Source organism: Thioclava sp. JM3, assembly GCF_002213185.1.
GTDB classification, from domain to species: Bacteria; Pseudomonadota; Alphaproteobacteria; order Rhodobacterales; family Rhodobacteraceae; genus Thioclava; species Thioclava nitratireducens.
Genome location: NZ_NBOB01000004.1, coordinates 59,868 through 85,381, shown reverse-complemented (window position 1 = coordinate 85,381; position 25,514 = coordinate 59,868). Strand labels below are relative to the sequence as shown.

The following is a 25,514-nucleotide window of genomic DNA, read 5'->3' as shown; positions in this document are numbered from 1 at the left end:
GCGGCTGCTAAGTGAAGGGAAATCGAACGGGAATCGCGAGGGAGGAACGCATGACTGTTGTGCCGGTAAGATCGGCCGATCTCGATGCCGCGGAGGTGTCCTGGTTCTCGGCGCTTTGCTCGGATGATTATCGCTATCTGGGCCAGCCCGAAGGCGATCTGCGCTCCAGCTGGGCGCATTGCTCCGACATCGTGCGCGAAGCCGAGCGGCAGGGGTTCCGCAACATCCTGTGCCCGTCGAGCTATCAGGTGGGCCAAGACACGCTGAGCTTCGTCGCGGGTGCCAGCCAGATCACGAACCGGATGAATTTCCTCGCCGCCGTGCGCTGCGGGGAGATGCAACCGATCATGCTGGCGCGGACCATCGCCACGCTCGACCACATGCTCGAGGGGCGTCTGACGGTGAACATCATCTCATCCGATTTCCCGGGCGAGAAGGAAGAGAGCGAATTCCGCTACCAGCGCTCGCGCGAGGTTGTGGAGATCCTCAAGCAGGCCTGGACCCGCGACGAGATCAATTACGAAGGTCAGATCTACAATTTCAAAGGCCTCACCACCGACCCGGCGAAGCCTTATCAGCAGGGCGGCCCGCTCCTTTATTTCGGGGGCTATTCCCCGGCGGCGGTCGAGCTTTGCGCAGAGCATTGCGACGTCTACCTGATGTGGCCCGAGACCAAGGAAGAGCTGGAAGGCCGGATGAAGGTCGTCAACGAGGCCGCCGAGCGTCATGGCCGTGTGCTCGATTACGGGCTGCGGGTCCATGTGATCGTGCGCGACACCGAGGCAGAGGCGAAGGAATACGCGCAGGAGCTGGTGTCCAAGCTCGATGACGAGGAAGGTCGCAAGATCCGCGAGCGGGCGCATGATGCAAGCTCGCTTGGCGTGTCGAAACAGGCGCGCAACCGCGAGATCGCGGATGAGAGCGGCTATGTCGAGCCGAACCTCTGGACCGGGGTCGGGCGCGCGCGCTCTGGCTGCGGTGCGGCGCTGGTGGGCTCGGCCGATCAGGTGCTCACGAAGCTCGAGGAATATCGCAAGATGGGCATTCGCGCCTTCATCCTCTCGGGCTATCCGCATATCGACGAGGCCCGCCAGTTCGGCCGTCTCGTGATGCCGCATCTCGACACGGTCTCGCTGCCCGAAGTCTATGGCCGCGTCCCGATGGGACCGCCCGCAACACCGCTCGCAGAAGGGGAACGCCGTTAATGGAAAAGATCGACCTCACCTCCGACGTGGCGCTCAGCCGGATCGTCTATGGTATGTGGCGCCTCGGCGACGACACCGATACCTCGCCCGCCCATGTGCGCGCCAAGATCGACGCCTGTCTGGAGCAGGGGATCACCACCTTCGACCATGCCGACATCTATGGCGGCTACACGGCGGAGGGCATCTTCGGCGCGGCGATGCGCGAGGACCCGTCGCTGCGCGATCAGATGGAAATCGTCACGAAATGCGACATCATCGTCTCGGCGGGGCGTCATTCCCACCGCAAGGTGAAGCATTACGATACCTCGCGCGCGCATATCGAAGCCTCGGTCGAGACCTCGCTGCGGGAGCTTGCCACCGACCGGATCGATCTGCTGCTGATCCACCGCCCCGATCCGCTGATGGATCATCGCGAGACAGGCGCAGTGCTCGATGATCTCGTAGCCTCGGGCAAGGTGCGTGCGGTGGGCGTGTCGAACTTCCGCCCCTGGGACTGGGAACTGCTGCAATCGGCGATGAAGACGCCGCTCGTGACCAACCAGATCGAGATCAGCCTCGGCTGCCTCGCGCCCTTCACCAATGGCGACCTGGCCTTCCACCAGCGTCAGTCCCAACCCCCGATGGCATGGTCGCCGCTGGGTGGCGGCGCGCTGATGACAGGCGAGGGCCCTGTGCAGGCGGTGCTCGACGAGATCGCGCAGGCGCAGGGCGTCGATCGCGCAGCTGTCGCGACCGCTTTCCTGCTCGCCCATCCGGCGCGGATCATCCCGGTGATGGGCACCAACAATCTCGAGCGCATCGCGAAGCTCTCCGATGCTTTGAAGGTTCAGATCGACAGGGAGACGTGGTTCCGCCTCTACGAGGCCGGACTCGGTCAGGAGGTCCCATGATGAACGCCACCCGCCAGTTTACCCCGCGCACCTTCGTGCCGGGCCCCGAGAACACCCGCCTGCTGCGCGACGCCTTCGGGCGTTTCGCGACAGGCATCACCATCGTGACCGCCGCCAGCGAGAATGGTCCGGTCGCGATCACGGCGAACAGTTTCTCTTCGGTTTCGCTCGATCCGCCGCTGGTGATCTGGGCCCCTGATCGCAATTCGCGACGTTTCGTGCATTTCGAGAAGGCCGAGCATTACGCGATCCACGTGCTCGCCGCCGATCAGGACGATCTCTGCTTTGCGACTACGAAGAACGCCCACGCGCTGCTCGATCACGCCTATCACCTGAACGATCACGGCGTGCCGCTGATCGACGGTTGCCTCGCGCGGTTCGAATGTCACCGCGTGGCCTGTCACGAGGGCGGCGACCACCTGCTGGTGCTGGGTCAGGTCGAGCGCGCGGTGATGCGTGACGATGGCGATGCGCTGGCCTTCTACCGCGGCCAGGTGCGGCGCATCGAGATGAACTGAGACGGCACATATACGGCCCGGGCCGCGCAGGAGGAGCGCGGCGCCGGGCCTTCAAGGGATCGCGAGGGAGGAAACGCGCGCATGACCCTGCTGACAATCCTGGCCAGGCCGCTGGTCCGGCTGAACGACATCCTGCTCGCGATCGGACGCTGGGCGGGCGTCGTCGCCGTGGCGGCGATGGTCATCGCGATCCTGATCCAGATCTGGTTTCGCTACGTGCTCAACAACGCGCTGCCCTGGCCTGACGAGGCGGCGCGGTTCTGCATGCTCTGGATGGGGGGGCTGATGGCGCCCTCGGCCTTCCGCTCGGGTGGGTTCGTGGCGATCGACATGCTCGCGGCGATGCTGCCGAAGCTGGTCGCGCGCGGCCTGACGCTGGTGCTTCTGGTGTTCTCGCTGATGGTCTCGGTCGCGGCGCTGAAACTCGGCTGGGACGGGATCACCGGCTTTGGCGGCAAATTCGCGACCGCCTCTCTCTGGGTGCCCGAAAGCCTTGCCTTCGACGCCTGGATCCGTGTGCCGCGCAGCTGGATGATGGCCTCGCTCGTGGTGGGCTTCGCGCTTCTGGTGTTGGTCAATATCGAGCTGATCCTTCGCAACCTGCTGGCCCTGCGCACCGGGGACGACCCGCTGCCGCCCGTACTCGCGATCGCTGGAGGGGCAGAGTGATGCTGGTCTGGTTCCTTCCGCTTTTCCTCGTCCTGATCCTGATCGGCTTCCCGATCTTCTTCGCGCTGCTCGCGGCCCCGGGCGCGATGCTGCTCCTGAACGGGCAGGAGCGCGACTTCGCGCTGCTTTACCGCAACCTTTACAACGGGATGGACAGCTTCCCGCTGCTTGCCATCCCGTTCTTCATGCTCGCCGGCGAGATGATGAACTCGGGCGGCATCACGCGCCGTCTGGTGGAGTTCTCCGAGGCGATGATGGGCCATCTGCGCGGCGGCCTCGCGCATGTGAATATCCTGTCCTCGATGCTGTTCGCGGGGCTTTCGGGCTCGGCGGTGGCCGATACGTCCGCGCTGGGCTCTATGCTGATTCCGGCGATGGAGCAGCAGGGCTACACCCGTAAATTCGCCGCTGCGATCACCGCGGCCAGTTCGGTGATCGGGCCAATCATCCCGCCTTCGGGCATTATGATCATCTATGCCTATGTGATGGGCCAGTCGGTCGCGGCGCTTTTCCTTGCGGGGATCGTGCCTGGCGTTCTGGTCGGTGTCGGGCTGATGGTGATGGTCAAGTTCATGGCCAACAAGCACGGGTTTCCGCCCGCCTCGAAGAAACACACATGGCCCGAGCGGGGACAGGCGAGTTTGCGCGCCTTCTTCCCGCTGATGACGCCGGTCATCATTCTGGGCGGTATCTTGGGCGGCGTTTTCACCCCGACCGAGGCCGCCGCGATCGCCGTGGCCTACGCGCTGATCGTCGGCCTCTTCATCCTGCGCACGCTGCGCTGGAGCGACCTGCCGCATATCCTGATGCGGGCGGGGCTGACGTCCTCGGTGGTGCTGCTGCTCGTGGGCGCGGCGATGGCGTTCAAGACGGTCGTCAGCCTGTCGCACGCCCCCGAAGCGCTGGCGGAGTTCATCCTCGGCCTGTCGCAGAACCCGCTGATCCTGCTGTTCCTGATCAACATCCTGCTGTTCATCGTCGGGATGTTCCTCGACGCGGGCCCGGCGATCATCGTGCTGGGGCCGATCCTCGCGCCGATCTTCACCGGGCTCGGGGTCGATCCGATTCATTTCGCGATCATCATGAGCGTGAACCTGACCGTGGGGCTCGCCACGCCGCCGATGGGGCTGGTGCTGTTCGTGGCCGCCGCGGTGTCGAAGGAACGGGTGGAGACCATCGCCCGTGCGATCCTGCCGTTCCTCGCGGTCGAAGTGGCCGTGATCTTCCTGATCACCTACTTCCCCGCGATTTCGATGACCATTCCCCGTCTGACGGGGTTCGCCAACTAAAACGATACTGAAGCATATAGGGAGGAAATGATGCTCAGAACTTTCGTGAAATCGCTTGCGCTGGGGGCCGTTCTGGCCTCGGGGCTCGGCATGGCCGCGCAGGCTCAGGACGATACGATCACGCTGCGCGCGGTCGCCAACTCGAACACGAATGACGAGGATTACGACGGTCTCGTCGTGTTCAAGAACTATGTCGAGAACGCCTCGAACGGGAAGATCAAGGTCGACCTCTTCATCGGCACGCAGCTGTGCTCGAACGGGGCAGAGTGTCTGCAGGGCATCGCGGATGGCTCGCTCGACATCTACATCTCGACTTCGGGCGGGGCTGCGGGGATCTTCCCCTATGTGCAGGTGCTCGACCTGCCGTATCTGATGCCGAACGACCGGGTTGCCGAAGAGGTGCTGACCCATACCGACTTCACCTCGCAGCTGCGCAAGATGGCGCTGGCGGACAGCGACAACATGATCCGCCTGATGACGATCGGAAACACCGGCGGCTGGCGCAACTTCGCCAACACCAAGCACACGGTCAAAACGCCCGAGGATCTGAAAGGCATGAAGATCCGCACCATCGTCGCCGACCTGCCGCAGGAACTGGTGAAAGCGATGGGTGCCTCGCCGACCCCGATCCCGTGGCCGGAACTGTTCACCGCGCTGCAGACCGGCGTCGTGGACGGCACCAAGAACGGCATCACCGACATCATGAACATGAAATTCCCCGAGGCAGGGCTGAAATACGTCACGCTCGACGGGCATGCCTACATGGCGGCGCTGTGGTGGATGAACAACCAGAAGTTCAAGGACATGTCGCCCGACATGCAGCGCGTGATCGTGGACGGGTTCGCGGCGCTCCAGCAGGCGACCTTCGCTTCGCCGAAGCGCAAGTCGATCGCCGCCTATGAGGAGTTCAAGAAGGACGGCGGCGAGATCTACGTGCCGACGCCCGAGCAGAAACAGCAGTTCCAGGATGCGGCGCAGCCGGTCTATGGCTGGTTCAAGGACAACGTCCAGAACGGTGGCGAAGTGTTCGACGACCTGCAATCCGCGGTCGACGAGGCTTCGAAGACCGTCGATGCCGAGCGCGCGAGCGAACTGAACTGAGCCTTCGCGCTTTGAAATGAGAGACCCCGCGCCACCCGGCGCGGGGTCTTCTTTTTGGCTAACTTTCGGTGGGGTAGGGTTCGCTCAGGCCGATAGCCACCGCTCGAGCTTGCCGCTATCCGGCAGGCCGCCCGTATGCACCAGCTTCCCGTCGACCGAGACGCCGGGGGTCGACATCACGCCTGCCATGGCGATCGCGCGGGGGTCGGTAACCTTCTCGACCGACACCTCGATGCCGAGCTTGGCGGCCGCTTCCTTGACCATCTCCTCGGTCTTTTCACAGCGCTTGCAGCCGGGGCCGTAAACCTTGACGTCCTTCATATCTTTTCTCCTTAGAACAATGCGTTGAACAGGAAGCCGACGGCAAGGATCCCGCTGGCGACGACCCCGATGAACACCGCGATCAGGCGCAGTTTCAGGACCTGACGCAGGATGATCATCTCGGGCATCGACAGCGCGATCACCGACATCATGAAGGCCAGAACCGTGCCGAGCGCCGCGCCCTTGCCCAGAAGCGCCTCGACGATCGGGATGACGCCAGCGGCGTTGGTGTACATCGGTACGCCCATCAGCACCGCCGCGGGCACCGACCACCACGTGCCCGAACCCATGATACGCACCATCAGGTCTTGCGGCACATAGCCGTGGATCAGCGCGCCCATCGCGATACCGATGATGATCCAGATCCAGACCCTGGAGAAGATCTCGCGCACCGCCTCGAGGCCAAGGCGATAGCGGTCGGTCATGCTCAGATCGTCGCTCTCGACCGCGCCCGGGGTGGTCGCGCCGGAATGGATGTCGCGCACCCAGTCCTGCAGCCAGCCCTCGACATGGAGCCTGCCGATCACCCAGCCTGCGACGATCGCGATGGCGAGGCCGAAGCCGAGATAGACCATCGCCACGGGCCAGCCGACGAGGCCGATGAGCAGGATCAGCGCCACTTCGTTGACCATCGGGGCTGCGATCAGGAACGAAAAGGTGACCCCGAGCGGAATGCCCGCGGAGACGAAGCCGATGAAGAGCGGCACCGCCGAGCAGGAGCAGAACGGCGTCAAGACGCCCAAGCCCGCCGCCATCACATTGCCGACGCCCTCGCGCTTGCCCGAGAGAAGCGCGCGGGTTTTTTCCGGACTGAAGAAGCTGCGCACGACCCCCATCGCGAAGACGATCAGCGTTAGCAGCATCATCACTTTCGGGACGTCGTAGAAGAAGAAGGCCAGCGCCTCGCCAGTATGCGTGTCGCGAGTGACCGGCAGGAACGAGACGATCCATTCGGAGAGGGCCGGGAGCTGGCGGTAGATCCCCCACCACGCGACGAGGCCTGCCGCGACGACCACGCTCCACGCCCAGCCGGGCATCCCGCCATGCGGGGTTTCATGCTGTGTCACACTCATGTCGCGTTCCCCTTGAAGCTCGTTCGGTGAGGGGGCCGCAAAACGCGACCCGGTGCCTCATCACGGGCAGATTAGCGCCGGGGGCACGGGTCGCTTCAATGCGCTCGATCAAGTTGGGCGCAATTTCTCATGTCCTGCTGCGAAAGGTCGCGGCTGCGGAAGTCAGGAAGGATCGCGCGCGATGTTACGCTCCATGAGCCGCTGGAACAGCCCGGGCGAGGCGCGGTTGATCCACCACGCGAGCCGCGCGACGCGGCCTACCGGGATCATCGGGCGGTTGCGCTTCAGCCCGGCGAGGATCACCTGCGCGGCAGCCTCGGGCGTCATGTAATCCACCCCGTCCGCAGCCGCTCCGGGACGTGCGATGCCGTCGGATTGCCGCTCGGCCCGGTCTAGATTTGTCGCCACGAAGGAGGGGGCTGCGATCTGCACGCGCACGCCGTGAGGGGCCTCCTCCGAACGCAACGATTTGAAGAACCCTTCCAACGCATGTTTCGACGCGGCATAGGCGGTGCGGTGATAGAGCGGCGAGAATCCCGCCACCGAAGAAATCGCCAGATGCGTGCCGTGGCTTTCCCGCAGCGGTTCGAGGAAATGCCGCGCCATCGCGGTTGCCGCGAAATAGTTGATTTCGAAGACCTTGCGATGTGCGGCCTCGCTCAGCTCGGAGAACGGCCCGATCTGGGTGACGCCCGCGTTGTAGATCGCGAGCTCGATCCGGGGGTGACGTGCGCGGATGTCCTCGCAGGCTGTCTCCAGTTGCGCCGGATCGGTCAGATCGCAGGCGATGGCCTCTTCATTCGGCGCGGCGGTAAGGCCCGAGATATCCCGGTCGAGCAGCACGACCTGCCAGCCCTCGGCGCGCAGCCCCGCCGAGAGCGCCTGCCCAAGCCCCCCGGCGCCGCCCGAGATTACCGCGACGCGCGCGCTCATAGCTCGGCCTCGCGCGCCCAGAGGTCAAAGACTTCGGCGCTGGTCAGCTCTGGCGTGTAGCCGAAGACTTCCTTCAATGCGTCGTTCGCAAGGACGGGGCGGTATTGCAGAAAGCGCACCTGTTCGGGCCCGTAGCGGCTCAGGCCCAGCGGATGGGCGATGGCGAGCGCGGCCTTGATGCCGAGCGCGGGCAGGCGGCGCACCGGTTTGCCCAGACGTCTTGCGAGGTCGGTGACGCCCAGTGCGCCGTCTCCCGCGACGTTGAAGATGCCAGAAGGGCCATCGGTCGCGGCACGTATAAGGATGCGCGCCAGATCGCGGGTCCAGATGAAGACGAAAGGGCTCTCGCAACCCCGGATCGCGAGCAGGCGCGGCTTGCGAAACAGCGCGGTGATCTGGTTGTCGGTGCCCTTCCCAAGAACCGTTCCGACCCGCAGCACTACCTGCTCGAGGGCAGGGTGGGTGGCGCGCGCTTCGGCCAGCATCTCCTCGACCTGCCGCTTGTGATCGGCATAGGCGAACTCGGGATTGCCGCGCACCGGATCGCTTTCGCGCAGCGGCACGGGGTTGTCGGCGTGATAGCCATAGGCCGCGCCCGAGGAGGTCACGACAAGTCGCCGCACGCCGACCGAAAGCGCAGCCGCGAGCACCTTGCGCGTGCCCTCCACATCGACGCGGTAGGCTAGCTCACGCCCCATGCCGGGACCGGGCGTCACGATGGAGGCGAGATGCACGATCACCTCTGGCCGTTCGCGCGCGATGACCTTGCCGGGGGCGTCGGTGGTGACGTCCATCGCCACGAAGCGCACGGCTTTAGGCAGGGTCTCGGGGGATGCCAGATCGGTCGCGATGACCTCATGGCCACTTTCGGCGAGTTCAGCGGTCAGCACGCGGCCGATCATGCCGCCCGCACCGGTAATCAGGATCCGGGTCATCGCGCGGCCTCCTTTCGTCTCATGACTGTCGAGATCGCGAAGCCCGCGATGATGTGCCAGATGCCCCAGAAAGCCGCGACGATTGCCATGCCGCCCAAACCTCCGAAGAAGGCGAATATCAGCACGAGGCCGAGACCTGAATTCTGGATCCCCGTCTCGATGGTGATCGCGCGCCGGTCGAAGGGCGAAAGCCGCGCCAGCGTCGCGGTGCCGTAGCCTCCCGCAAACGCCAGCGCATTGTGCAGCACCACCATCCCCGCGATCAGCCCGACGAATTGCACGAAATAGGACCAGTTGGCGCTGAGCGAGAGCGCCACGAAAGCCACGAAAATCGCCATCGACACCCATTTCAGCGGATCGCGAATGCGGGTCGTCAGATCGTAGCGGTAATGGTTCAGCGCGATCCCGGCGATCAGCGGCAAAAGCAGCATGATACCCACGGTGATCGCCACGCTCACCGGGTCGATATGGGTCTCGTGCAGCAGCGCGCGCGTCGGGGCGTAAAGGCTGCCCCAGAACGCGATATTGAGCGGCGTCAGCACGATCGCCGCCACCGTGGCGAAGGCGGTCAGCGAGACCGACAGCGCCGTGTTCCCGCCCGCCCGATGGGTGAAGAAGTTCGAGACATTCCCGCCGGGACAAGCCGCGACGAGGATCAGCCCGAGCGCAATCGACGGGCTGGGCTGCAGCGCCAGCACCAGCCCGAAGGTCAGCGCGGGCAGCACCAGAAACTGCGACGTGAACCCCACGATCAGCGCCCAGGGCCTGCGCACCAGCGGGCGGAAATCGCGGGGGGAGAGGTCGATCGCGACCGAGAACATGACGATGCCGAGGATCGCGTTGAGCAGATGCAGGGCGCCGGGGCTGAAATTCAGCCGGATCGCGTCGAGCCCGGTCATGCCGGGGCCTTCCCGCCGAGCGCCTTGATCCAGCCGGTGACCGCCTTGCGATAGGTCGCCTTGTCCACGTAATAGGCCATCCGCGCGAGCTTGAGATAGGCCATGCCGCCGGTCGCACGCTCGAACCCCTCGGCCTTCTTTGCCTGCAGGCGCTTCGCGGCCTCCGATCCCTCGCGCAGCCCGCGAATGTAGCGCGCCACCATCTCGGCTTGTTCGTGACGGCCCTGCCAGCCAAGCCCGCTCGCCTCGAGCATTCCCAGCACGAAGAGATCGTCGCGCTTGGGGTGCATCGCGTTAAGGTACAGATGCGGTGCGTCGCCTTGCCAGTTCAGCAGCTCCGGCGCGATGAAGGGGTAGTGCAGCTTGTAGCCGGTGGCCGCGAGGATCATGTCATACTCGGCCCGCGCGCCATCCTTGAAGTGCACCGTTTTGCCGTCGAGCCTTTCGATATCCGCGCGCACTTTCAGATCGCCGTGACCTGCGTGGAACAGCACCAGCGAGTTCACGATCGGATGGCTCTCGTAGAGTTTGTAATCGGGCTTGGGAAACCCGTATTTCTGCGGATCGCCGACGAACCATTTCAGCAGCGCGCCGTCGATCTTGCGCTTGAGCCACATCGGCAGCTTGATCGCCCCGCCCAGCGTGTCGGCGGGTTTGCCGAAGACGTATTTCGGCACGAAGTAATAGCCGCGCCGCATCGAGAGATCGCAGCTTTTGCCGTGATGGATCGCGTCCACCGCGATGTCGCAGCCCGAATTGCCCGCGCCCACGACGAGCACGCGCTTGCCGGTGAATTGCGACGGGTCGCGATAGGCCGAGGAGTGGATCAGCTCGCCGTCGAACTGGCCGGGGAAGTCCGGCATGTTCGGTTCGGAGAGCGTGCCATTGGCGATCAGCACGCCCGCATAAATCTCGGAATGCTCGCCCTCGCTATCGCGCCAACCGACCCGCCAGCCTTCGCCATCGCCTCCCAGCGGTTCAACCTTCGTCACCTTGGCGGTGAAGCGGTAATGGCGCCGAATGTCGAAATGATCGGCGAAATCGCGGAAATACTGCGCCATCTCGCGGTGGCTGGGATATTCCGCCACCTCCTCGCGCATCGGGAAATCGGTGAATTCTGTCATCCGCTTCGAGGAAATCAGATGCGCGCTTTCATACATCGTCGAATGCGCGCCCTCGATATCCCAGAGCCCGCCCACATCGCTGTGCAGTTCGAACCCCTGATAGTCTACCCCTTGTTCGCCCAGCACCTTGGCCGCGGCCAGACCCATCGGGCCCGCGCCGATCAGGGCGAACCTGCCCCTCGTATCTGTCATCTTGCGTCTCCTCCCAGACGTTTTTAAATTGAACCATTGTTCAAAATAAGCAAGCCCCGATCTGATGACGAAAAAGACGACTGAGAAACAAAGGCTTAGAGCGCCGTCGAAGCGCTCTCTCGCGAGTCGTTCACGGATTCTCGATGCGGCGGAAACGGTGTTCGCGCGGGATGGATTCGAGGGCGCGAAGGTGCGCGACATCGCCGCGCTGGCCGAGGTGCCGCTGGGGCTGGTGAACCATCACGGGGGCTCGAAAGAGGCGCTGTTTCGCGAAGTGGTGGAGCGGCGCGCCGAAGAGCTGGCGCGTCTGCGTCTGGAGGCTCTGGCGCAGGCAAAGGGGCAGGGGGCGCTCGATCTGACGGCGATCCTCGGCTGCTTCTTCCGGCCCTATCTGGCGAAGGCGGCAGGCAGCGATCCGCAATGGCTGGCCTATGCGCGGCTGGTGGCGATGGTCTCGGCCGATCCGGCCTGGGCCGATATTTCTACCGATCTTTTCGACCCGACCGCACAGCGTTTCATGGATGAAATCTGCGCGCTGCATCCCAAGGTGGGCCGGGCGGTGGTGGCAGAAGGGTTCGTCTATTCGGTCGCAGCCCTTCTGGCCTTCCTGACCTCGGAATGGCGGATCGCGGCGCTGGCCTCGCAGTCCGATGCGCAAGCCTCGGTCGAGGGGCTGGTCGCCTTCTGCGCGGCGGGCTGTGCAGCGCGGATCGCGCAGGCCGAGACGTGACCGGATGCTGAGCGCAACGACCCTGCTGGTCATCACCGCCGTGTTCTTCTCGGCCTTCCTGCGCGGCATTGCGGGGTTCGGTTTCGCGCTGGCCGCGGTGCCGATCGTCTCGCTGATGGTGCCGCCGATCGAGGCGGTGACGCTGGCGGTGCTGCTGCAGGTCGTGGTCGGGTGCCGCGATCTTTTCACGCTTCACGGGCATGTGCACAAACCCTCGCTTGCGCGGCTGTCGCTGGGCGCGATTGTGGGCACGCCGGTCGGGATTTTCGCGCTCAGCGCGGTCAGCGCCGATGCCGCGCGGGTGATGATCGCGCTCGCCGTACTCGCGGGGCTGACGCTGCTGTTGCGCTACAAGCCTGCGCGCCCGCATCCCCATGGCGGGCTCGCGCTGCTGGCGGGCGTCGCCTCGGGCGCGTTTTCCGGGCTCGCGGCGATGCCGGGGCCGCCCGCAGTGGCCTATTACCTCGGGGCAGGTACCACGGCGATGCAGACGCGGGCCTCGTTGCTGCTATTCTTCTTCGTGGCCTCGCTGTTGGCAACGCCCGGGCTGATCCTTGCGGGGGCCGTGAATGGCGATGCGCTCTGGCTGACGCTGGTTTCGGTGCCCGCGCTGGCGCTCGGCACATGGGCGGGCACTACGGCCTTCGCGCGGCTCGACAACGCCCAGTACCGGACGATCGCCATCGTGGTCATGGCGATTTCGGCTGTGCTTGCGGGCTGGCGAGGCTTGTCGGTCTATCTCTAGAGCAGGGCGCCGCTTTCGGGTTTACCCTCCGCGCCGCACGCTAGGGGCGCGGGCGAGGATGAACCACTCTCCGATATTCTCGCGGTTGATGAAGCCCACGAAATTGCCGTTCACCCCCACCACCGCCACCGCCGGGATGCGCTGCCGCGCGAAGGCGTCGAGCACGTCGTCCATCCCGGTCTTCAGCGACACGACCGGCACATCGCGGAACATGATCTCGGAGACCGGTGTCTGGCGGAACTCGGGATCGGGCCGGGCCAGCACGCTCTCGCGGGTGACGAAGCCGAGGATCTGTCCTTCGGGCGAGAGCACGGGAAACTCCGATTGCGAGCTGTGCAGGATCGCCTGCGCGGCGGTGTCGATCGTATCTTCCGGTGTCAGCGACACGAAGGAGGTGATGACGGCGTCGCGCGCCGCCGCCCGATGGGCCAGACCGCGCATCGCCGCGTCGGAGCTTTCCGATCCCGCCGCGAAGAAGATGAATACCGCGATCAGCACGAGGATTGGGTTGCCGCTCGTCAGACCCCAATAGGCGAAGAGCACGGCGATGACCTGCCCGGTTCGGGCTGCGACCCGCGTCGCTTTCACCCGGTCCATGAACAGCGCGAGCGCCGCTCGGAAGACCCGCCCGCCATCCATCGGGAAGGCCGGGATCAGGTTGAACGCGACGAGAAGCGCGTTGACCAGCGCAAGCCGGCCCCAGAAACTTTGCGCGGGATTGTCGAGCGACTGCAGATCGCTGAGCCAGCCGCGACCGCCGAGGAAGATCGTCAGGATCAGGAAGATCACGACATTGACCGCGGGCCCCGCCACGGCGATCAGGATTTCCTGCTTGGGATTTTCCGGAATCCGCTCCAGCCGCGCGAGGCCGCCGATCGGCAGAAGCGTGATGTCGGGCGTTCGCACGCCGAACCGCGCCGCCATCGTCGCATGGCCGAATTCATGGAGCACGACGCAGGCGAAGACCGACAGGATGAAGAGCATGTTGACCAGCGCCGCCTGCGGCCCCTCCGCCGCCCAGGCGGTGGCGGTGATCCAGATGATCAGCAGAACGAAGGTGACATGGACCCTGAGCACAGTGCCGCCGATCTTGCCGAGTGAATAGGACCAGCTCATCTCAACCCTCTCTTTCCGCCGCGTGATCGTCCCGGGGAAGGGGACGGCACAGCCGAATTCCCGCTGCCCTCAATTTGACCGCTCGATTGCGTCACCACAAGAAGGTGCGACGCTGTTACCCTGTCGAGGGTGCCAGATAGACCTCGCCGGGCGCGAAGGCTCGGAACCGGTCCGCCGCGATCCCGGAGGCCGCGAGGCTTTGACCCAGCAGGGTGGGCGGCTCCTCGCGCGGCTCGTCGGTCAGCTGGAACGTGCCCCAGTGACAGCCGAGCGCTTGGGCGGGGCCGATATCGGTGAAGATGCGCACGGCCTCTTCGGGCGCGACATGCTGGGGCTGCATGAACCAGCGCGGCTCATAGGCTCCGATCGGGATCACCGCGATGTCTGGCGCACCGTGCCGGGCGCGGATGTCGCGAAAAATCGCCCCGTCGCCATAGCCGGTATCGCCCGCGAACCAAATCCGGCTCTGCGGCGTGTCGATCCAGAAGCCGCTCCAGAGAGCCATGCGCCGGTCGCCGAGGCCCCGTGCCGACCAGTGGTTCGCGGGCGTCAGCGTGACCGAGATCTCTGGGGTCAGCGCGATGCGGTCGTGCCAATCGCCGGTCTCGATCCGCGCCCCGCGTACCGCCTTTCGCACCGTCGCATCGGTCCCTAGCGGCATCACCATCCGTGGACGGTGGCGTTTGTGCAGTTTGCGCAAAGTGACGGTGTCGAGATGGTCGTAATGGTTATGGCTGATCAGGACCGCGTCGATGGGCGGAAGGTGGTCGAAGGCGATCCCGGGCGCGGTGACGCGCCTAGGCCCGGCAAAGCGCAGCGGGCTCGCGCGGTCCGACCAGACCGGATCGGTCAGCAGGTTGAGCCCTGCGACCTGAATGAGAACCGAGGCATGGCCGACCATGGTGAGCCGCGCCGCGTCGCTGCGCTCGGGCGGCACGCTCGGCTCAATGGGGACGTGCTTGGGCCACCGGGCGCGCTGCCCTTCGCGCCGCCATTTGAGGATGTCGCGAAAGGAGCGATCCGTGGACGGCTGGCCATGCGGGTGAAAACGCTCGCCGTCGAAATGGTCGCTGACCGGGCCGGTGTAATAGCGGTTACGTGCCATTTCGTGCCTGCTTCAGGTTTTCGCGGAAACTGAGCGGACCGGGCATCGCCTGTCGCGCCCCTGATATGAGCGCGCCCCGGCGATCACTGCGCAAGCGCCTCGAGATGCGCGGCTGCGCCTTCCGCGAGCGCGGTCGGGTTGTAGCCGCCTTCCAGGCAGGAAACCAAGCGTCCGTCGCAGCAACGGCGCGCGACGCCACGGATCGCGCTCGTCAGCCACCAGTAATCCCCGGCGGTCCAGAGCAGGCCCGAGATGTCGTCCTCGCGATGCGCGTCGAACCCGGCGGATACGATGATCAAATCCGGATTGAAGGCCTCCAACCGGGCAAGCCCGTCCTCCCAGGCGACCTTCATCTCGGACGCGCCGCTGCCACTGGCGAGCGGCAGGTTGAGCACGTTGTCATGCGCGCCCGTCTCCGACCGCGCCCCGGTGCCGGGCCAGAGCGACTTGGGCTCCTGATGCGACGAGATGAACAGGCTGCGCGGCTCGTCCCAAAGGATGTCCTGCGTGCCGTTGCCGTGATGCACGTCGAAATCGAGCACCGCGACGCGCGACAGGCCGTGACGTTCGAGCGCATGCAGTGCCGCAAGCCCGGTATTGCCGTAGATGCAGAACCCCATCGCCCGCGTCCGCGTTGCGTGGTGCCCGGGCGGGCGAGTCGCGACGAACACGCGCTCGGCCTCGCCCGTGAGAACGAGATCGACGGCCTGCAAGGCCCCGCCCGCGCCCAGGCGGCTCGCACGGCGCGAGCCCGGCGAAACATGCGTGTCCGAATCGAGATCTGCATGTTCCTCACGTGCGAAGACCTCTTCGAGCGCTTCAAGATAAGCCGCGTCGTGGCCCAGCAGGAGATCCTCGTCGCTCGCCTCGCGCGCCTCGATGACCGGCAGCTCCATCTCGTCGATCAGGCCGCGCACCGTCTCGAGGCGCCACGGCCGCTCGCGATGGGTGGGCCCGGTGTCGTGAGCGAGGCAATCCTCGTGGGTGATCGTGACGAACGTGCGCATGAAGCTCTCCAGAAAGGTCGTATCGGGGGCCTATCGGCGGGTCGCGACCCGCGCCGCGCCGTCGCTCGAACGGTGCTGCCCGTTGCGAAGCTGCGTCAGAGTTTTGGAAATGACAAGCACCCCCGGACGGAGGACACGTGCCGCCGCCGTCCTGTCGGGTGAAATCTGCGAGTGCGTCGCCCTTGCTCAGCAGGGCGGCCCGATCAGAAACACGGGCGGCAGCTCGCGCGCGCGGCGCTCTGCCAGTCGCCGTTTCGCAGTGGCCAGTTTGACCTGCGTGACTTCTAGGCGCAGCAGCGCCCGGCTGCGCGCATCGTAAAGCCGTCGGATCGGCGAACCCGGATTTCCGATCAGCCCCGGACGACGGTTCGCGCTGCGCGGAAACCAGTCGTTCAAGCCCACGAGCGCGTCGCGCCACGCCTTGTCCGCCTCGATGTAACGCTCGAACGCGAGACGCAATGCGCGGCGGCGTGTCATGAGTTCCGGTCGCATCATCGCTCCTCCCTCAGAAGATTAGACTGCTTTCAACTATAGCAGAAATGCCGCGAGTCGTCAGGTTTTGCAGGGCTCCGAAGGCGCGATCGCCTCGAACACGGTTTCGCGAGCGCAGCATGATTTTCTTGTTTCTGCGGTTTAGGGTTGCATTAAATGAACCATCGTTCATTTAATGTGAGCGCCCCAAGGAGGATCATCGGCCGAATGTGCCGGCGATGGGGAGCCAGAGGAGGAAGTCATGCAAAGCGAGAGCAACCCGCACTCAGATCTCGGCGTGGTGCCGAAACGTGGTCTGGCCCATGTAGCCGGGCCGACCGATACCCCGCTGATCGAGGATACGATCCCGGCCGTGCTGAAGCGCACTGCCGAGCGTTGGCCCGATCGCGACGGCGCCATCTTCACCTCGGAGGGCATTCGCTGGACCTGGGCGGAGTTCGCGCAGCGGGTCGACCGGCTCGCCTCGGGGCTGCTCGCGCTCGGGCTTCGGCATGGCGACCGGCTCGGTATCTGGTCGCCCAACCGTTCGGAATGGCTGCTGACGCAGTTCGCGACGGCGCGGATCGGGGTGATCCTCGTGAACATCAACCCGGCCTATCGCCTGCACGAGCTGGAATTTGCGCTGCGCAAGACCGGCTGCCGGGCGCTGGTGCTGGCCGAGACCTTCAAGAGCTCGGATTACCTGTCGATGATCCAGCGCCTGCTGCCGGAGCTTGCGAAGAGTGAGCCCGGTCAGCTGGAAACCATGAAACTGCCCGATCTGCGCGATATCATCACTCTGGGAGAGACCCAGCATCCCGGCTGTCATCGCTTCTCGGATGTCGAGGCGATGGGCGCGGCGCAGAACCAAGGCGCGCTCGACGCTGTCACCGAACATCTCGACCCGAACGAGCCGATCAACATCCAGTTCACCTCCGGCACCACCGGATCGCCGAAAGGCGCGACCCTGACGCATCGCAATATCGTCAACAACGCGCATTTCGTGACCCGCGCGATGCTGGCGACCGAACAGGACCGCGTCTGCATCCCGGTGCCGTTCTACCATTGCTTCGGGATGGTGATGGGCACGCTGGGCTGCGTCACCAAGGGCGCGGCTATCGTCGTGCCGAGCGAAGGCTTCGACGCGCCCGTCACGCTGGCATGTGTCGCGGCCGAACGCTGCACCGCACTTTACGGCGTGCCGACCATGTTCGTCGCGATGCTGGAGCATCCCGATTTCGCGAACCATGACCTTTCGTCGCTGCGCACCGGCATCATGGCGGGCGCACCCTGTCCGATCGAGGTGATGAAGCAGGTGCAATCGAAGATGCACATGTCGGAAGTGACGATCGCCTACGGGATGACCGAGACCGCCCCGGTCTCGTTCCAGTCGGCCACCGATACACCCTTGGAAAAACGTGTGTCCTCGGTGGGTCAGGTGCAGCCGCATCTCGAGGTGAAGATCGTGCGCGAGGATGGCTCGCTCGCCAATGTGGGCGAGCAGGGCGAGCTGCTGACGCGTGGCTACTCGGTGATGTGCGGCTATTGGGGCGAGCCCGAGCGTACGAATGATGCGCTCGATGCGGATGGCTGGATGCATACGGGCGATCTCGCCCGGATCGACAGCGAGGGCTATTGCAACATCACCGGACGGGTGAAGGACATGATCCTGCGGGGCGGCGAAAACGTCTATCCGCGGGAGGTCGAGGAGTTCCTCTACACCCATCCCGATATCAGTCAGGCGCAGGTCTTCGGCATCCCGGATCACCGGCTGGGCGAGATCGTCGCCGCATGGATCGTGCCGCGCAATGGCGCCGAGTTGACCGAGGAGGCTATCCGCGAGTTCTGCCGCGACGAGATTGCGCATTTCAAGATTCCGGCGGTGATCCGGTTCAAGGAGAGCCTGCCGCTGACGGTTTCCGGCAAGCCGCAGAAATTCGTCATGCGCGATGCAATGATCGAGGAGCTGGGGCTCGCGGTCGAGGAAACTGCCTGATTTGACGAAAGCGCCGCGCGTCTTCCGCGCGGCGCAATTTCTGCGTCAGCCTACGCTCTTGGGCTTGTGCGTCCCGTTGAGCCGGCTGCGCAGCGGCAGCAGGCCCAGCACCGCCGTCGTCGCGAAGCCCGCGCCCGCAAGGAAGGTCCATTGCGCGCCGCCGAACTCCCACAGCGCCCCTGCGATCACGCTGGCGATCAGCAGCGCCACGCCGGTGACGAGGTTGAACATGCCAAAGGCGGTGCCGCGCAACTCTGCCGGGACGGCTTCGGCCACCAGCGCGGCCAGCAGCCCCTGTGTGAAGCCCATATGCATTCCCCACAGGAGCACACCGATCGCAAGACCGCCGATCCCGCCGACCAGCGCGAGCGTCAGGTCCGCTGCGATCAACAACCCCAGCCCGACCAGCAGCAGCCCGACACGACCGACCCGGTCGGAAAGCGCCCCGACCGGATAGGCGATCAGCGCATAGACCGCGTTCATCCCCACCAGAACCAGCGGCACCAGCATCACCGGGATGCCGTCGTCATTGGCGCGCAGGATCAGGAAGGCCTCGCTGAACCGGGCGAGCGTGAACAGCGTCGCGACGACAACGACCCACCAGAACACGTTACCCAAGAGCTTGAGCTCTGACCGGGCGAGGGGGTTGCGCACCTGCCGCTGCGCGCGGGGATGGGCGGGCTCTTTCACAACGAACAGGATCAGCCCGAGCGACAGGAAAGCCGGGATCACCGCGACCCAGAAGACCGAGCGGAAATCGTCCGAGAACAGCCACATCAGCCCGATCGCGGCGAGCGGCCCGAGGAAGGCGCCCACCGTGTCGAGCGATTGCCGAAGCCCGAAGGCCGCGCCGCGCATCTTGCCCGGCGCAAGGTCGGCGATCAGCGCGTCACGCGGGGCGCCCCGGATGCCTTTGCCCACCCGGTCGATGAAGCGCGCGGCCACAAGCCAGTCGAAGGTCGGCGCGAGCGGAAAGATCGGTTTTGTCACAGCCGCCAGCCCGTAGCCGAGCGCGGCCAGCTCCTTGCGCCGCCCGATCCGGTCCGACAGCGCCCCCGAAAAGACCTTGGTGATCGCGGCGGTGGCTTCCGCGATCCCTTCGATCACACCCACCGCCAGCGCCGTCGCGCCAAGTCCGGTCATCAGGTAGACCGGCAGCAGCGCATGGATCATCTCGGAGGAGACATCCATGAAAAGCGACACGAACCCCAGCGCCCAGATGCCCATCGGCAATCCGCGCCCGCGTTTGCCTGTCGGGGTTTCCATTGCCTCTTGCGTGTCGTCCGTCATGTGCCTCCTGCAAGCGCCGTGATGGGCTTACTGCCCGCGCGCTTGTGCCCTGCGATCATAAAGCGCGCGTATGAGCAAGGCCATCGCCCCCTCGAGGGGCAGCCAGACGAGGCAATAGAGCCAGACCAGCAGCGCGGGCCCCCAGCCGATCGGCGTCACGAACAGCCCATAGACCGCAATCAGCGTGCCCAGCAATTGCGTGGCCTCCGTCGTCGCGAACAGGCGCAGCGCCGGGAAGGGGCGCCGCCAGAACCAGCTTTGATGGCGCGTGACGAACAGCGTCATGTGCCCCGAGACGAGAAGCTTGAGGAAGATGATCGTCTGGATCTGGTCGCGCGGCAGGCCGAGATAGGCATCGACGAACCAGAACAGCACGAAGGTCTCGATCACCCCGGTCACGCCAAGCGTCGCCGCCACCGTCAGCACGCGCCGCATGTCCCAGCGCACCGGGCGTGGCGAGACCGAGACATTGTCGTAGGCGATCATCATGATCGGGAAATCATTCAGCACCGCCAGCAGCACGATCATGATCGCAGTGACAGGGTAGAAATCGAAGACGAGAATCGAGAGCGTCATGAATAGCAGAACCCGGATCGTCTCGGCGACGCGGAAGGTGGCATAGCTCGTCATCCGCTCGAAGATGCGGCGGGCTTCCTCGATTGCCGTGGTGATGATCGACAGGCCCTTGTCGGTCAGCACCAGATCGGCGGCGGCGCGCGCGGCATCGGTCGCGCCGCTCACAGCGATCCCGGCATCGGCCTTGCGCAGGGCAGGGGCGTCGTTCACCCCGTCCCCGGTCATCGCGACGATGGAATGCCCCGCCTGCAACACCTCGACGATGCGGAACTTGTGTTCGGGCAGGACGCGCGCGAAGCCGTCGGCGGCGCGGACATTGGCCTCCACCGTGGCCGGGTCGCCGTCGAGCAACTCGCCCGCCGGATAGATTTTCTGGCCGAGATCGAGCTTGCCCGCGATCTGGCGCGCGATGGCTTCGTGGTCGCCGGTGATGATTTTGACATCGATCCCCATGTCGCGCGCGTCCGCGATGGTGCTGGCCGCATCCGGGCGCGGCGGATCGATGATCGGCAGCAGACCAAGGAATTCCCAGTCCTGCCCGGCGCGTTTCTGTGCGGCCCCGAGCGCGCGGTAGCCCTGCTGCGCAAGGGTTTCGACTTCGTCCTCCACCGCCTTGCGTGCGTCATCTGTCAGCGCTGCAAGCTCCACGATCACCTGCGGCGCGCCTTTCGCGACTTGCCAGCGATCGGCCTCGTGGCGCAGCTCCGCCTCGCTGCGTTTGCTGACCGGATCGAAGGGCGTGAAGCTGAGGGTCTCGATAGCGTCGAGCGCGATGCCCGCCGCCGCCGCCAGCACCGCGGTGTCGATCGCATCGGGCGCGTCGCGGTCGCAGGCAAGCGCCGATGCGCGCAGCAGGTCTTCAACCGCGATGCCCTCTGCCGGGCGCGGGTCCTCGACGGTTAATTCGTTGAGTGTCAGGGTCCCGGTCTTGTCCGAGCACAGCACATCGACGCCCGCCAGCTCCTCGATCGAGACCAGCCGCGAGACGATCGCCTTCATCCGCGCGAGCCGTTCCGCGCCCACCGCCATCGTCACCGACAGAACCGTGGGCAGCGCGACCGGGATCGCCGCGACCGTCAGGATCAGCGCGAACTGGATCACCTCGATCGGTGGGTTGTTCCGCTGAAACGAGACGATCACGATCATCGCCACCAGAACCAGCGCCGCTGCGATCAGGAAATTCCCGATCTGCATCACGGCTTTCTGGAAATGCGATTTGCCATTCGTGGTCTGCACGAGCGAGGCGGTATGCCCGAAATACGTCTCCATCCCGGTCGCGGTGACCTCGCCCGTCATCTCGCCCAGCTTCACGACCGAGCCGGAATAGGCGCTGTCACCCACGGACTTGTCGACAGGAAGGGACTCGCCCGTCAGAGCCGCCTCGTCGATGGAGAGATATTTACCCTCGAACAGTGTCAGGTCAGCTGGGACGATCTGGCCGATCGACAGGCGCACGATGTCGCCGGGCACCAGATCACGCGCCGCGATCTCCTGCCATGTCCCGTCGCGTTTGACCCGCGCACTCGGCGCCAGCTGCGCCTTGAGCGCCGCGATGGCGGAACTCGCCTTGCTCTCTTCCTTGAAACCCACGGCCGCGTTGAGCAGCAGCATCACGAAGATCACGCCGAAATCGGACCAGTCGCGCAACACGAGCGACAGAAGCGCTGCAAGTTCGATCAGCCACGGGATCGGCCCCCAGAAATACCCCGCGATCCGCTGTAGCAGGGTTTTCTCGTCGCTTTTGAGCGCGTTCGGACCGTATCGCTCGAGCCTCTCTGCCGCCTCTGCCGCGCTCAGACCTGTCTTGCGGTCTGTTTTCGGCACATGCTGCGTCATCGGTTCAGCGACGGTCTGGTCCATTGTGCGTGTCTCCAGCTTTGGCCCCGAGCTTTCCGAGCCACTGGCCGATTTCCGGCCAGACATTCGAAAGGGTATGGCTGCCCATGAAGAGGCCGATATGCCCGCCTTCGACGAGGCGGCTCACGATATCCTTGCGCGGCGTGCCGAGCAGCGTCTCGGCGGCAAACACCTGTTCGCGCGTGGTGATGTCGTCCGCCTTGCCCGCCAGCAGGAAGGCCGGGCAGGTGATCGTGCCCAGATCGAGCTTGCGCCCGAGGCCCACGAACTCTCCCTTGGCGAACAGGTTCTGTTTGAACAGCAGATCGATCGCCTGCAGGTAATAGCGCCCCGGCAGGTCGATGGGGTTCTCGTACCAGCTCTCGAACCGCTCGGTGCGCTTCATGAAGTTCCGGTCGTCGATATGCTGGTAGAGATCGACGAACTTGCCGAAATACTGCTGATCGGCATGCATGTTCTTCCAGCCGGTGAGCATGAACCGCCCCGGCATCCGGCCTTCACCCGCCTCGACCATCTCCTGATAGGCCGAAAGCGGCATCTCATGGGCGAGCTTGCGGATCGGCCCGTGCCCGGCATCGGTGTCGATGGGAGAGCCCGCCAGCACGAGACCCGCGACCTTCTCGGGGAAGCGCGCGGCATACATCGCCGACATACAGCCGCCCTGACACAGCCCCACCAGCATCACCCGCCCGCCGAGATCATCGACCGCGACATTGATTTCGGCCAGAAACTTGTCGATGTCGAAATCGCGCATCTCGGGCGTCGCGCTTTTCCAGTCGGTGCAGAGAACACGCCCCAGCCCTGCATCCAAAAGCGTCTCGATCAGGCTCTGGCCCTTGGCGTAATCCGCGATGGTCGAGGAATGCCCGGCATAGGGCGCATCGACGATCACCGGAATGCCGCCGCCCGTGCCGCCGAAATCGCGCAGCCGCATCGTGTCGAGATCGAGCAGCACGTCGTTCTTCGTGGCCCATTCCGGGTCGGGCGGGTGCGTGATCTTGGCCGCCTCGTCGAAATAGGTCAGACCTTTCTCGACCGCGTCGAGCCCGATCTTCTGCCACTCCATCGCCGCCGCCATCGGCCAGAAGAAGGGAACGCTGTGTTCGTAGGTGTTCTTGGCATCGCTCATGTTCGACACTCGCAAGACGCTTTGGTGCACAGATGCACTCTTTTGAGACCCCAAGGCCGGTTGGAATGCAAGTGCAGCGAAGCCCGAGCGCGCGAACGTGAAACTGATGTGTGGAACGGTGAGGCGGTTTGGGCGGCGGATGACGCTTTCTTAATCCGTGCTCAGAAGCGCCGTGATCAACGCGCTGGACGGGTCCGACAGCTCCTCGATCACGTCGAAATGGTGCCGCGCGTAGGCGGCGACCAGATCGGCTTCCGGCCAATGCTCGGCCAGCAAGGACGACTGGCGCAGGAATTCCGGACGCTCCGCCGCGCCGACCCAGACGGTAACCTTCACGCCGGGGCGCAGCTTCAGCAGCGCTGGGCTTTCGCTCGCGGCGATCTCGGGCGTGATCCCCAGGCGCGCATTCATCGAATGCATCTGCAGCGGACGCAGGTCGTGCACGCCGCTTACCGAGATCAGCCGCCGGATGCGCGCCGCGGTTTCGTCGGACAGCGCGCTCCCCTGAGACACCGACCGCGTCACGAGATGCCCGCCCGCGGAATGGCCGACGAGATGGATCGGCCCCTCCACCAGCCCCGCCGCGTGATCGATGGCCCGCGCGATCTGCTGCGCGATGCCGGGGATGCTGTTTTCCGGGGCGAGCGTGTAGCCGGGCAGGGCGACGGTCCAGCCCTGTGCCAGCGCGCCTTCCGCCAGATGGGACCACATGTCCTTGCTGAATTTCAGCCAGTAGCCGCCATGCACGAAGACCACGAGCCCCTTGGACGCGCCGGCGGGGCGGAAGATGTCGATCCTTTCGCGGGGCGCATCCCCATAGGCCACCTCGCTCATCCGATCGGCATGGCGCGACCGGAATTCGGCGGCGCGCTTGGCCCACAGATCCGGGTAGCTGCTGCCATTCTCGATATAGCCGCCATTCTCGAAAGCGTCTTCCCAGTCGATCCCGCTCAGGTCTTCCATGTTCTCTCCCGCTCGTTTCGCATCCTGTACGGAGACAGAGCATATCGCGCGGGATATTGCGAGGGCGGGGTTCGCCGGGTAGCGTGCGCCCGACCCGAAACTTTCGTGATGCATCAGCAGATTGCCGGGTTTGGAGCCGCGCCGCGGGCCGCGACAACAAGAGGAAGACCATCATGCCGAACCTGCCGAGAAAGCACCTATTCGATCTGCCCGAGGGAGTGATTTATCTCGACGGGAACTCGCTCGGGCCGCTGCCGCGCGGCGTGGCGGAGCGGCTGGAGAGCTGCGCGCGCGACGAATGGGGGCAGATGCTCATCCGGGGGTGGAACGAGGCGCAATGGATGGATCAGCCCGCCCGCGTCGGCAACCTCATCGGTCGGCTGATCGGGGCGCCGGAAGGGTCGGTCGTGCTGGGCGATACGCTCTCGATCAAGGTCTATCAGGCGCTGGCCTCGGCCCTCGAGATGCGGCCCGACCGCAAGGTCATCCTGTCCGACAAGGGAAATTTCCCGACCGATCTCTACATGGCGGATGGGCTGATCCGCTCGCTGGGTCGCGGGCATGAGCTGCGCACGCCCGCCCCGGAAAATGTGGCGGACGCGATCACCGAAGAGGTCGCGGTGGTGATGTTGACGCAGGTCGATTACCGCACGGGCCGGATGCACGACTTCGAGGCAATCACGCGCAAGGCCCACGCGGTCGGGGCGGTGATGATCTGGGATCTCGCCCATAGCGCCGGCGCGGTGCCGGTGGACATGACGGCGAACGGGGCCGAATTCGCCGTCGGCTGCACCTACAAATATCTTAATGGCGGCCCCGGCGCCCCGGCCTTCATCTATGTCCGCCCCGATATTGCCGAGACGGTGCGCCCTGCACTCAGCGGCTGGCTTGGCCATGAGGCGCCCTTCGCCTTCGATCTCGACTATCGGCCCGGCCGCGCGGTCGAGCGGATGCGCGTCGGCACGCCGCCGGTCCTGCAGATGACCGCGCTCGAAGAGGCGCTCAAGGTCTGGGACGGGCTGACGATGGATGAGGTGCGGGCGCGCTCCGTCGCGTTGTCGGAGCTGTTCATCCGCGAGGTCGAGGCGCGCTGCCCCGAACTGACGCTGCTCAGCCCGCGCGACCCGGAGGCGCGCGGCAGCCAGGTCTCGTTCGGTTTCGCTGACAGTTACGCCGTGGTTCAGGCCCTTATCGGGCGCGGAGTGATCGGGGATTTCCGCGCCCCCGACGCGATGCGTTTCGGCTTCACGCCCCTTTACCTCGATGAGGGCGACGTGACGCGCGCCGCCGAAATCCTCGGCGAGGTAATGGCCGAGCGGGCTTGGGATACCCCCGCTTTCAAGGCGCGTGGGCGGGTCACTTGAGCGGACGTATTAGAAC

General features: G+C 65.2%; 24 protein-coding genes. 10 read left to right on the top strand and 14 right to left on the bottom strand.

Annotation, left to right across the window (positions count from 1 at the left end):
• Nucleotides 1–50 precede the first annotated feature (50 nt).
• From B6V73_RS08345 to dctP, 6 genes are all read left to right on the top strand, one after another.
• Entirely contained in the window at nt 51–1,205 is a 1,155-nt protein-coding gene (locus B6V73_RS08345) for an LLM class flavin-dependent oxidoreductase (RefSeq protein ID WP_075774650.1), read from the top strand.
• Nucleotides 1,205–2,095, top strand: a complete 891-nt coding sequence (locus B6V73_RS08340) for an aldo/keto reductase (protein WP_088725009.1) — start codon at nt 1,205–1,207, stop codon at nt 2,093–2,095. Before B6V73_RS08345 ends, B6V73_RS08340 begins: the two co-directional genes overlap by 1 nt.
• The gene (locus tag B6V73_RS08335) at nt 2,095–2,613 is read left to right on the top strand and encodes a flavin reductase family protein (RefSeq protein ID WP_075774753.1); all 519 of its coding nucleotides are present in this window, start codon (nt 2,095–2,097) and stop codon (nt 2,611–2,613) included. Before B6V73_RS08340 ends, B6V73_RS08335 begins: the two co-directional genes overlap by 1 nt.
• An 81-nt stretch (nt 2,614–2,694) precedes the next feature.
• Nucleotides 2,695–3,282, top strand: coding sequence for a TRAP transporter small permease subunit (locus B6V73_RS08330; protein WP_088725008.1), 588 nt, complete (start codon nt 2,695–2,697; stop codon nt 3,280–3,282).
• Entirely contained in the window at nt 3,282–4,571 is a 1,290-nt protein-coding gene (locus tag B6V73_RS08325) for a TRAP transporter large permease (RefSeq protein WP_075774653.1), read from the top strand. Before B6V73_RS08330 ends, B6V73_RS08325 begins: the two co-directional genes overlap by 1 nt.
• A 30-nt stretch (nt 4,572–4,601) precedes the next feature.
• Nucleotides 4,602–5,672, top strand: a complete 1,071-nt coding sequence (gene dctP / locus B6V73_RS08320; protein ID WP_088725007.1) for a TRAP transporter substrate-binding protein DctP — start codon at nt 4,602–4,604, stop codon at nt 5,670–5,672.
• Nucleotides 5,673–5,756: 84 nt separating this feature from the next.
• On the opposite strand, the gene B6V73_RS08315 is transcribed toward dctP, so the two are convergent.
• The 6 genes from B6V73_RS08315 to B6V73_RS08290 all read right to left on the bottom strand — a co-directional run bounded on the left by B6V73_RS08315 (nt 5,757) and on the right by B6V73_RS08290 (nt 11,149).
• Complete coding sequence (locus B6V73_RS08315; RefSeq protein ID WP_088718794.1) at nt 5,757–5,993, bottom strand: thioredoxin family protein; 237 nt, start codon at nt 5,991–5,993, stop codon at nt 5,757–5,759.
• Nucleotides 5,994–6,004: 11 nt separating this feature from the next.
• The gene (locus tag B6V73_RS08310) at nt 6,005–7,030 is read right to left on the bottom strand and encodes a permease (protein WP_088725006.1); all 1,026 of its coding nucleotides are present in this window, start codon (nt 7,028–7,030) and stop codon (nt 6,005–6,007) included.
• A 198-nt stretch (nt 7,031–7,228) separates the two neighbouring features.
• Entirely contained in the window at nt 7,229–7,999 is a 771-nt protein-coding gene (locus B6V73_RS08305; RefSeq protein ID WP_088725005.1) for an SDR family NAD(P)-dependent oxidoreductase, read from the bottom strand.
• On the bottom strand, nt 7,996–8,934 hold the full coding sequence (locus B6V73_RS08300; protein WP_088725004.1) for an SDR family oxidoreductase: 939 nt from the start codon (nt 8,932–8,934) through the stop codon (nt 7,996–7,998). The genes B6V73_RS08305 and B6V73_RS08300 overlap by 4 nt, the downstream gene beginning before the upstream one ends.
• Entirely contained in the window at nt 8,931–9,833 is a 903-nt protein-coding gene (locus B6V73_RS08295; protein WP_088725003.1) for a bile acid:sodium symporter family protein, read from the bottom strand. Before B6V73_RS08295 ends, B6V73_RS08300 begins: the two co-directional genes overlap by 4 nt.
• Nucleotides 9,830–11,149, bottom strand: a complete 1,320-nt coding sequence (locus tag B6V73_RS08290) for an NAD(P)-binding domain-containing protein (protein WP_088725002.1) — start codon at nt 11,147–11,149, stop codon at nt 9,830–9,832. Before B6V73_RS08290 ends, B6V73_RS08295 begins: the two co-directional genes overlap by 4 nt.
• Nucleotides 11,150–11,213: 64 nt before the next feature.
• Between B6V73_RS08290 and B6V73_RS08285 the strand changes: the two genes are divergently transcribed.
• Together B6V73_RS08285 and B6V73_RS08280 are read left to right on the top strand one after the other, a co-directional pair.
• Nucleotides 11,214–11,879 (top strand): TetR/AcrR family transcriptional regulator, encoded by a 666-nt coding sequence (locus B6V73_RS08285; RefSeq protein WP_206184175.1) that lies wholly within the window; start codon nt 11,214–11,216, stop codon nt 11,877–11,879.
• 4 nt (nt 11,880–11,883) lie between these two features.
• Complete coding sequence (locus B6V73_RS08280) at nt 11,884–12,624, top strand: sulfite exporter TauE/SafE family protein (protein WP_206185573.1); 741 nt, start codon at nt 11,884–11,886, stop codon at nt 12,622–12,624.
• A 21-nt stretch (nt 12,625–12,645) separates the two neighbouring features.
• On the opposite strand, the gene B6V73_RS08275 is transcribed toward B6V73_RS08280, so the two are convergent.
• The 4 genes from B6V73_RS08275 to B6V73_RS08260 all read right to left on the bottom strand — a co-directional run bounded on the left by B6V73_RS08275 (nt 12,646) and on the right by B6V73_RS08260 (nt 16,344).
• Nucleotides 12,646–13,740: a site-2 protease family protein gene (locus B6V73_RS08275; protein WP_088725001.1), complete on the bottom strand. Its 1,095-nt coding sequence runs from the start codon at nt 13,738–13,740 to the stop codon at nt 12,646–12,648.
• A gap of 115 nt (nt 13,741–13,855) precedes the next feature.
• Nucleotides 13,856–14,845: an MBL fold metallo-hydrolase gene (locus tag B6V73_RS08270; RefSeq protein ID WP_088725000.1), complete on the bottom strand. Its 990-nt coding sequence runs from the start codon at nt 14,843–14,845 to the stop codon at nt 13,856–13,858.
• 83 nt (nt 14,846–14,928) lie between these two features.
• Entirely contained in the window at nt 14,929–15,852 is a 924-nt protein-coding gene (locus tag B6V73_RS08265; protein ID WP_075774663.1) for a histone deacetylase family protein, read from the bottom strand.
• A gap of 186 nt (nt 15,853–16,038) precedes the next feature.
• The gene (locus B6V73_RS08260) at nt 16,039–16,344 is read right to left on the bottom strand and encodes a hypothetical protein (RefSeq protein ID WP_088719384.1); all 306 of its coding nucleotides are present in this window, start codon (nt 16,342–16,344) and stop codon (nt 16,039–16,041) included.
• Between the two features lie 241 nt (nt 16,345–16,585).
• On the opposite strand from B6V73_RS08260, the gene B6V73_RS08255 reads away from it, so the two are divergent.
• Nucleotides 16,586–18,319, top strand: a complete 1,734-nt coding sequence (locus B6V73_RS08255) for an AMP-binding protein (protein WP_088724999.1) — start codon at nt 16,586–16,588, stop codon at nt 18,317–18,319.
• A 45-nt stretch (nt 18,320–18,364) separates the two neighbouring features.
• Here the strand turns inward: B6V73_RS08255 and B6V73_RS08250 are convergent, their stop codons facing one another.
• The 4 genes from B6V73_RS08250 to B6V73_RS08235 all read right to left on the bottom strand — a co-directional run bounded on the left by B6V73_RS08250 (nt 18,365) and on the right by B6V73_RS08235 (nt 24,134).
• Entirely contained in the window at nt 18,365–19,609 is a 1,245-nt protein-coding gene (locus B6V73_RS08250; protein WP_088724998.1) for an MFS transporter, read from the bottom strand.
• Between the two features lie 27 nt (nt 19,610–19,636).
• Nucleotides 19,637–22,045, bottom strand: a complete 2,409-nt coding sequence (locus B6V73_RS08245) for a plasma-membrane proton-efflux P-type ATPase (protein ID WP_088724997.1) — start codon at nt 22,043–22,045, stop codon at nt 19,637–19,639.
• Nucleotides 22,026–23,171: an alpha/beta fold hydrolase gene (locus B6V73_RS08240; RefSeq protein WP_206185572.1), complete on the bottom strand. Its 1,146-nt coding sequence runs from the start codon at nt 23,169–23,171 to the stop codon at nt 22,026–22,028. Before B6V73_RS08240 ends, B6V73_RS08245 begins: the two co-directional genes overlap by 20 nt.
• Before the next feature lie 150 nt (nt 23,172–23,321).
• Entirely contained in the window at nt 23,322–24,134 is an 813-nt protein-coding gene (locus B6V73_RS08235) for an alpha/beta hydrolase (protein WP_088724996.1), read from the bottom strand.
• Between the two features lie 173 nt (nt 24,135–24,307).
• Between B6V73_RS08235 and kynU the strand changes: the two genes are divergently transcribed.
• The gene (kynU, locus tag B6V73_RS08230; protein WP_088724995.1) at nt 24,308–25,498 is read left to right on the top strand and encodes a kynureninase; all 1,191 of its coding nucleotides are present in this window, start codon (nt 24,308–24,310) and stop codon (nt 25,496–25,498) included.
• Nucleotides 25,499–25,514: the final 16 nt, after the last annotated feature.

Coding starts and splice junctions, on each gene's coding strand:
- B6V73_RS08235 (WP_088724996.1), bottom strand. CDS start 24,134: ATGGAAGACCTGAGCGGGATCGACTGGGAAGACGCTTTCGAGAATGGC.
- B6V73_RS08270 (WP_088725000.1), bottom strand. CDS start 14,845: ATGGCACGTAACCGCTATTACACCGGCCCGGTCAGCGACCATTTCGAC.
- B6V73_RS08250 (WP_088724998.1), bottom strand. CDS start 19,609: ATGACGGACGACACGCAAGAGGCAATGGAAACCCCGACAGGCAAACGC.
- B6V73_RS08330 (WP_088725008.1), top strand. CDS start 2,695: ATGACCCTGCTGACAATCCTGGCCAGGCCGCTGGTCCGGCTGAACGAC.
- kynU (WP_088724995.1), top strand. CDS start 24,308: ATGCCGAACCTGCCGAGAAAGCACCTATTCGATCTGCCCGAGGGAGTG.
- B6V73_RS08305 (WP_088725005.1), bottom strand. CDS start 7,999: ATGAGCGCGCGCGTCGCGGTAATCTCGGGCGGCGCCGGGGGGCTTGGG.
- B6V73_RS08295 (WP_088725003.1), bottom strand. CDS start 9,833: ATGACCGGGCTCGACGCGATCCGGCTGAATTTCAGCCCCGGCGCCCTG.
- B6V73_RS08315 (WP_088718794.1), bottom strand. CDS start 5,993: ATGAAGGACGTCAAGGTTTACGGCCCCGGCTGCAAGCGCTGTGAAAAG.
- B6V73_RS08325 (WP_075774653.1), top strand. CDS start 3,282: ATGCTGGTCTGGTTCCTTCCGCTTTTCCTCGTCCTGATCCTGATCGGC.
- B6V73_RS08285 (WP_206184175.1), top strand. CDS start 11,214: ATGACGAAAAAGACGACTGAGAAACAAAGGCTTAGAGCGCCGTCGAAG.
- B6V73_RS08300 (WP_088725004.1), bottom strand. CDS start 8,934: ATGACCCGGATCCTGATTACCGGTGCGGGCGGCATGATCGGCCGCGTG.
- B6V73_RS08345 (WP_075774650.1), top strand. CDS start 51: ATGACTGTTGTGCCGGTAAGATCGGCCGATCTCGATGCCGCGGAGGTG.
- B6V73_RS08275 (WP_088725001.1), bottom strand. CDS start 13,740: ATGAGCTGGTCCTATTCACTCGGCAAGATCGGCGGCACTGTGCTCAGG.
- dctP (WP_088725007.1), top strand. CDS start 4,602: ATGCTCAGAACTTTCGTGAAATCGCTTGCGCTGGGGGCCGTTCTGGCC.
- B6V73_RS08240 (WP_206185572.1), bottom strand. CDS start 23,171: ATGAGCGATGCCAAGAACACCTACGAACACAGCGTTCCCTTCTTCTGG.
- B6V73_RS08280 (WP_206185573.1), top strand. CDS start 11,884: ATGCTGAGCGCAACGACCCTGCTGGTCATCACCGCCGTGTTCTTCTCG.
- B6V73_RS08335 (WP_075774753.1), top strand. CDS start 2,095: ATGAACGCCACCCGCCAGTTTACCCCGCGCACCTTCGTGCCGGGCCCC.
- B6V73_RS08260 (WP_088719384.1), bottom strand. CDS start 16,344: ATGCGACCGGAACTCATGACACGCCGCCGCGCATTGCGTCTCGCGTTC.
- B6V73_RS08245 (WP_088724997.1), bottom strand. CDS start 22,045: ATGGACCAGACCGTCGCTGAACCGATGACGCAGCATGTGCCGAAAACA.
- B6V73_RS08255 (WP_088724999.1), top strand. CDS start 16,586: ATGCAAAGCGAGAGCAACCCGCACTCAGATCTCGGCGTGGTGCCGAAA.
- B6V73_RS08310 (WP_088725006.1), bottom strand. CDS start 7,030: ATGCCCGGCTGGGCGTGGAGCGTGGTCGTCGCGGCAGGCCTCGTCGCG.
- B6V73_RS08290 (WP_088725002.1), bottom strand. CDS start 11,149: ATGACAGATACGAGGGGCAGGTTCGCCCTGATCGGCGCGGGCCCGATG.
- B6V73_RS08265 (WP_075774663.1), bottom strand. CDS start 15,852: ATGCGCACGTTCGTCACGATCACCCACGAGGATTGCCTCGCTCACGAC.
- B6V73_RS08340 (WP_088725009.1), top strand. CDS start 1,205: ATGGAAAAGATCGACCTCACCTCCGACGTGGCGCTCAGCCGGATCGTC.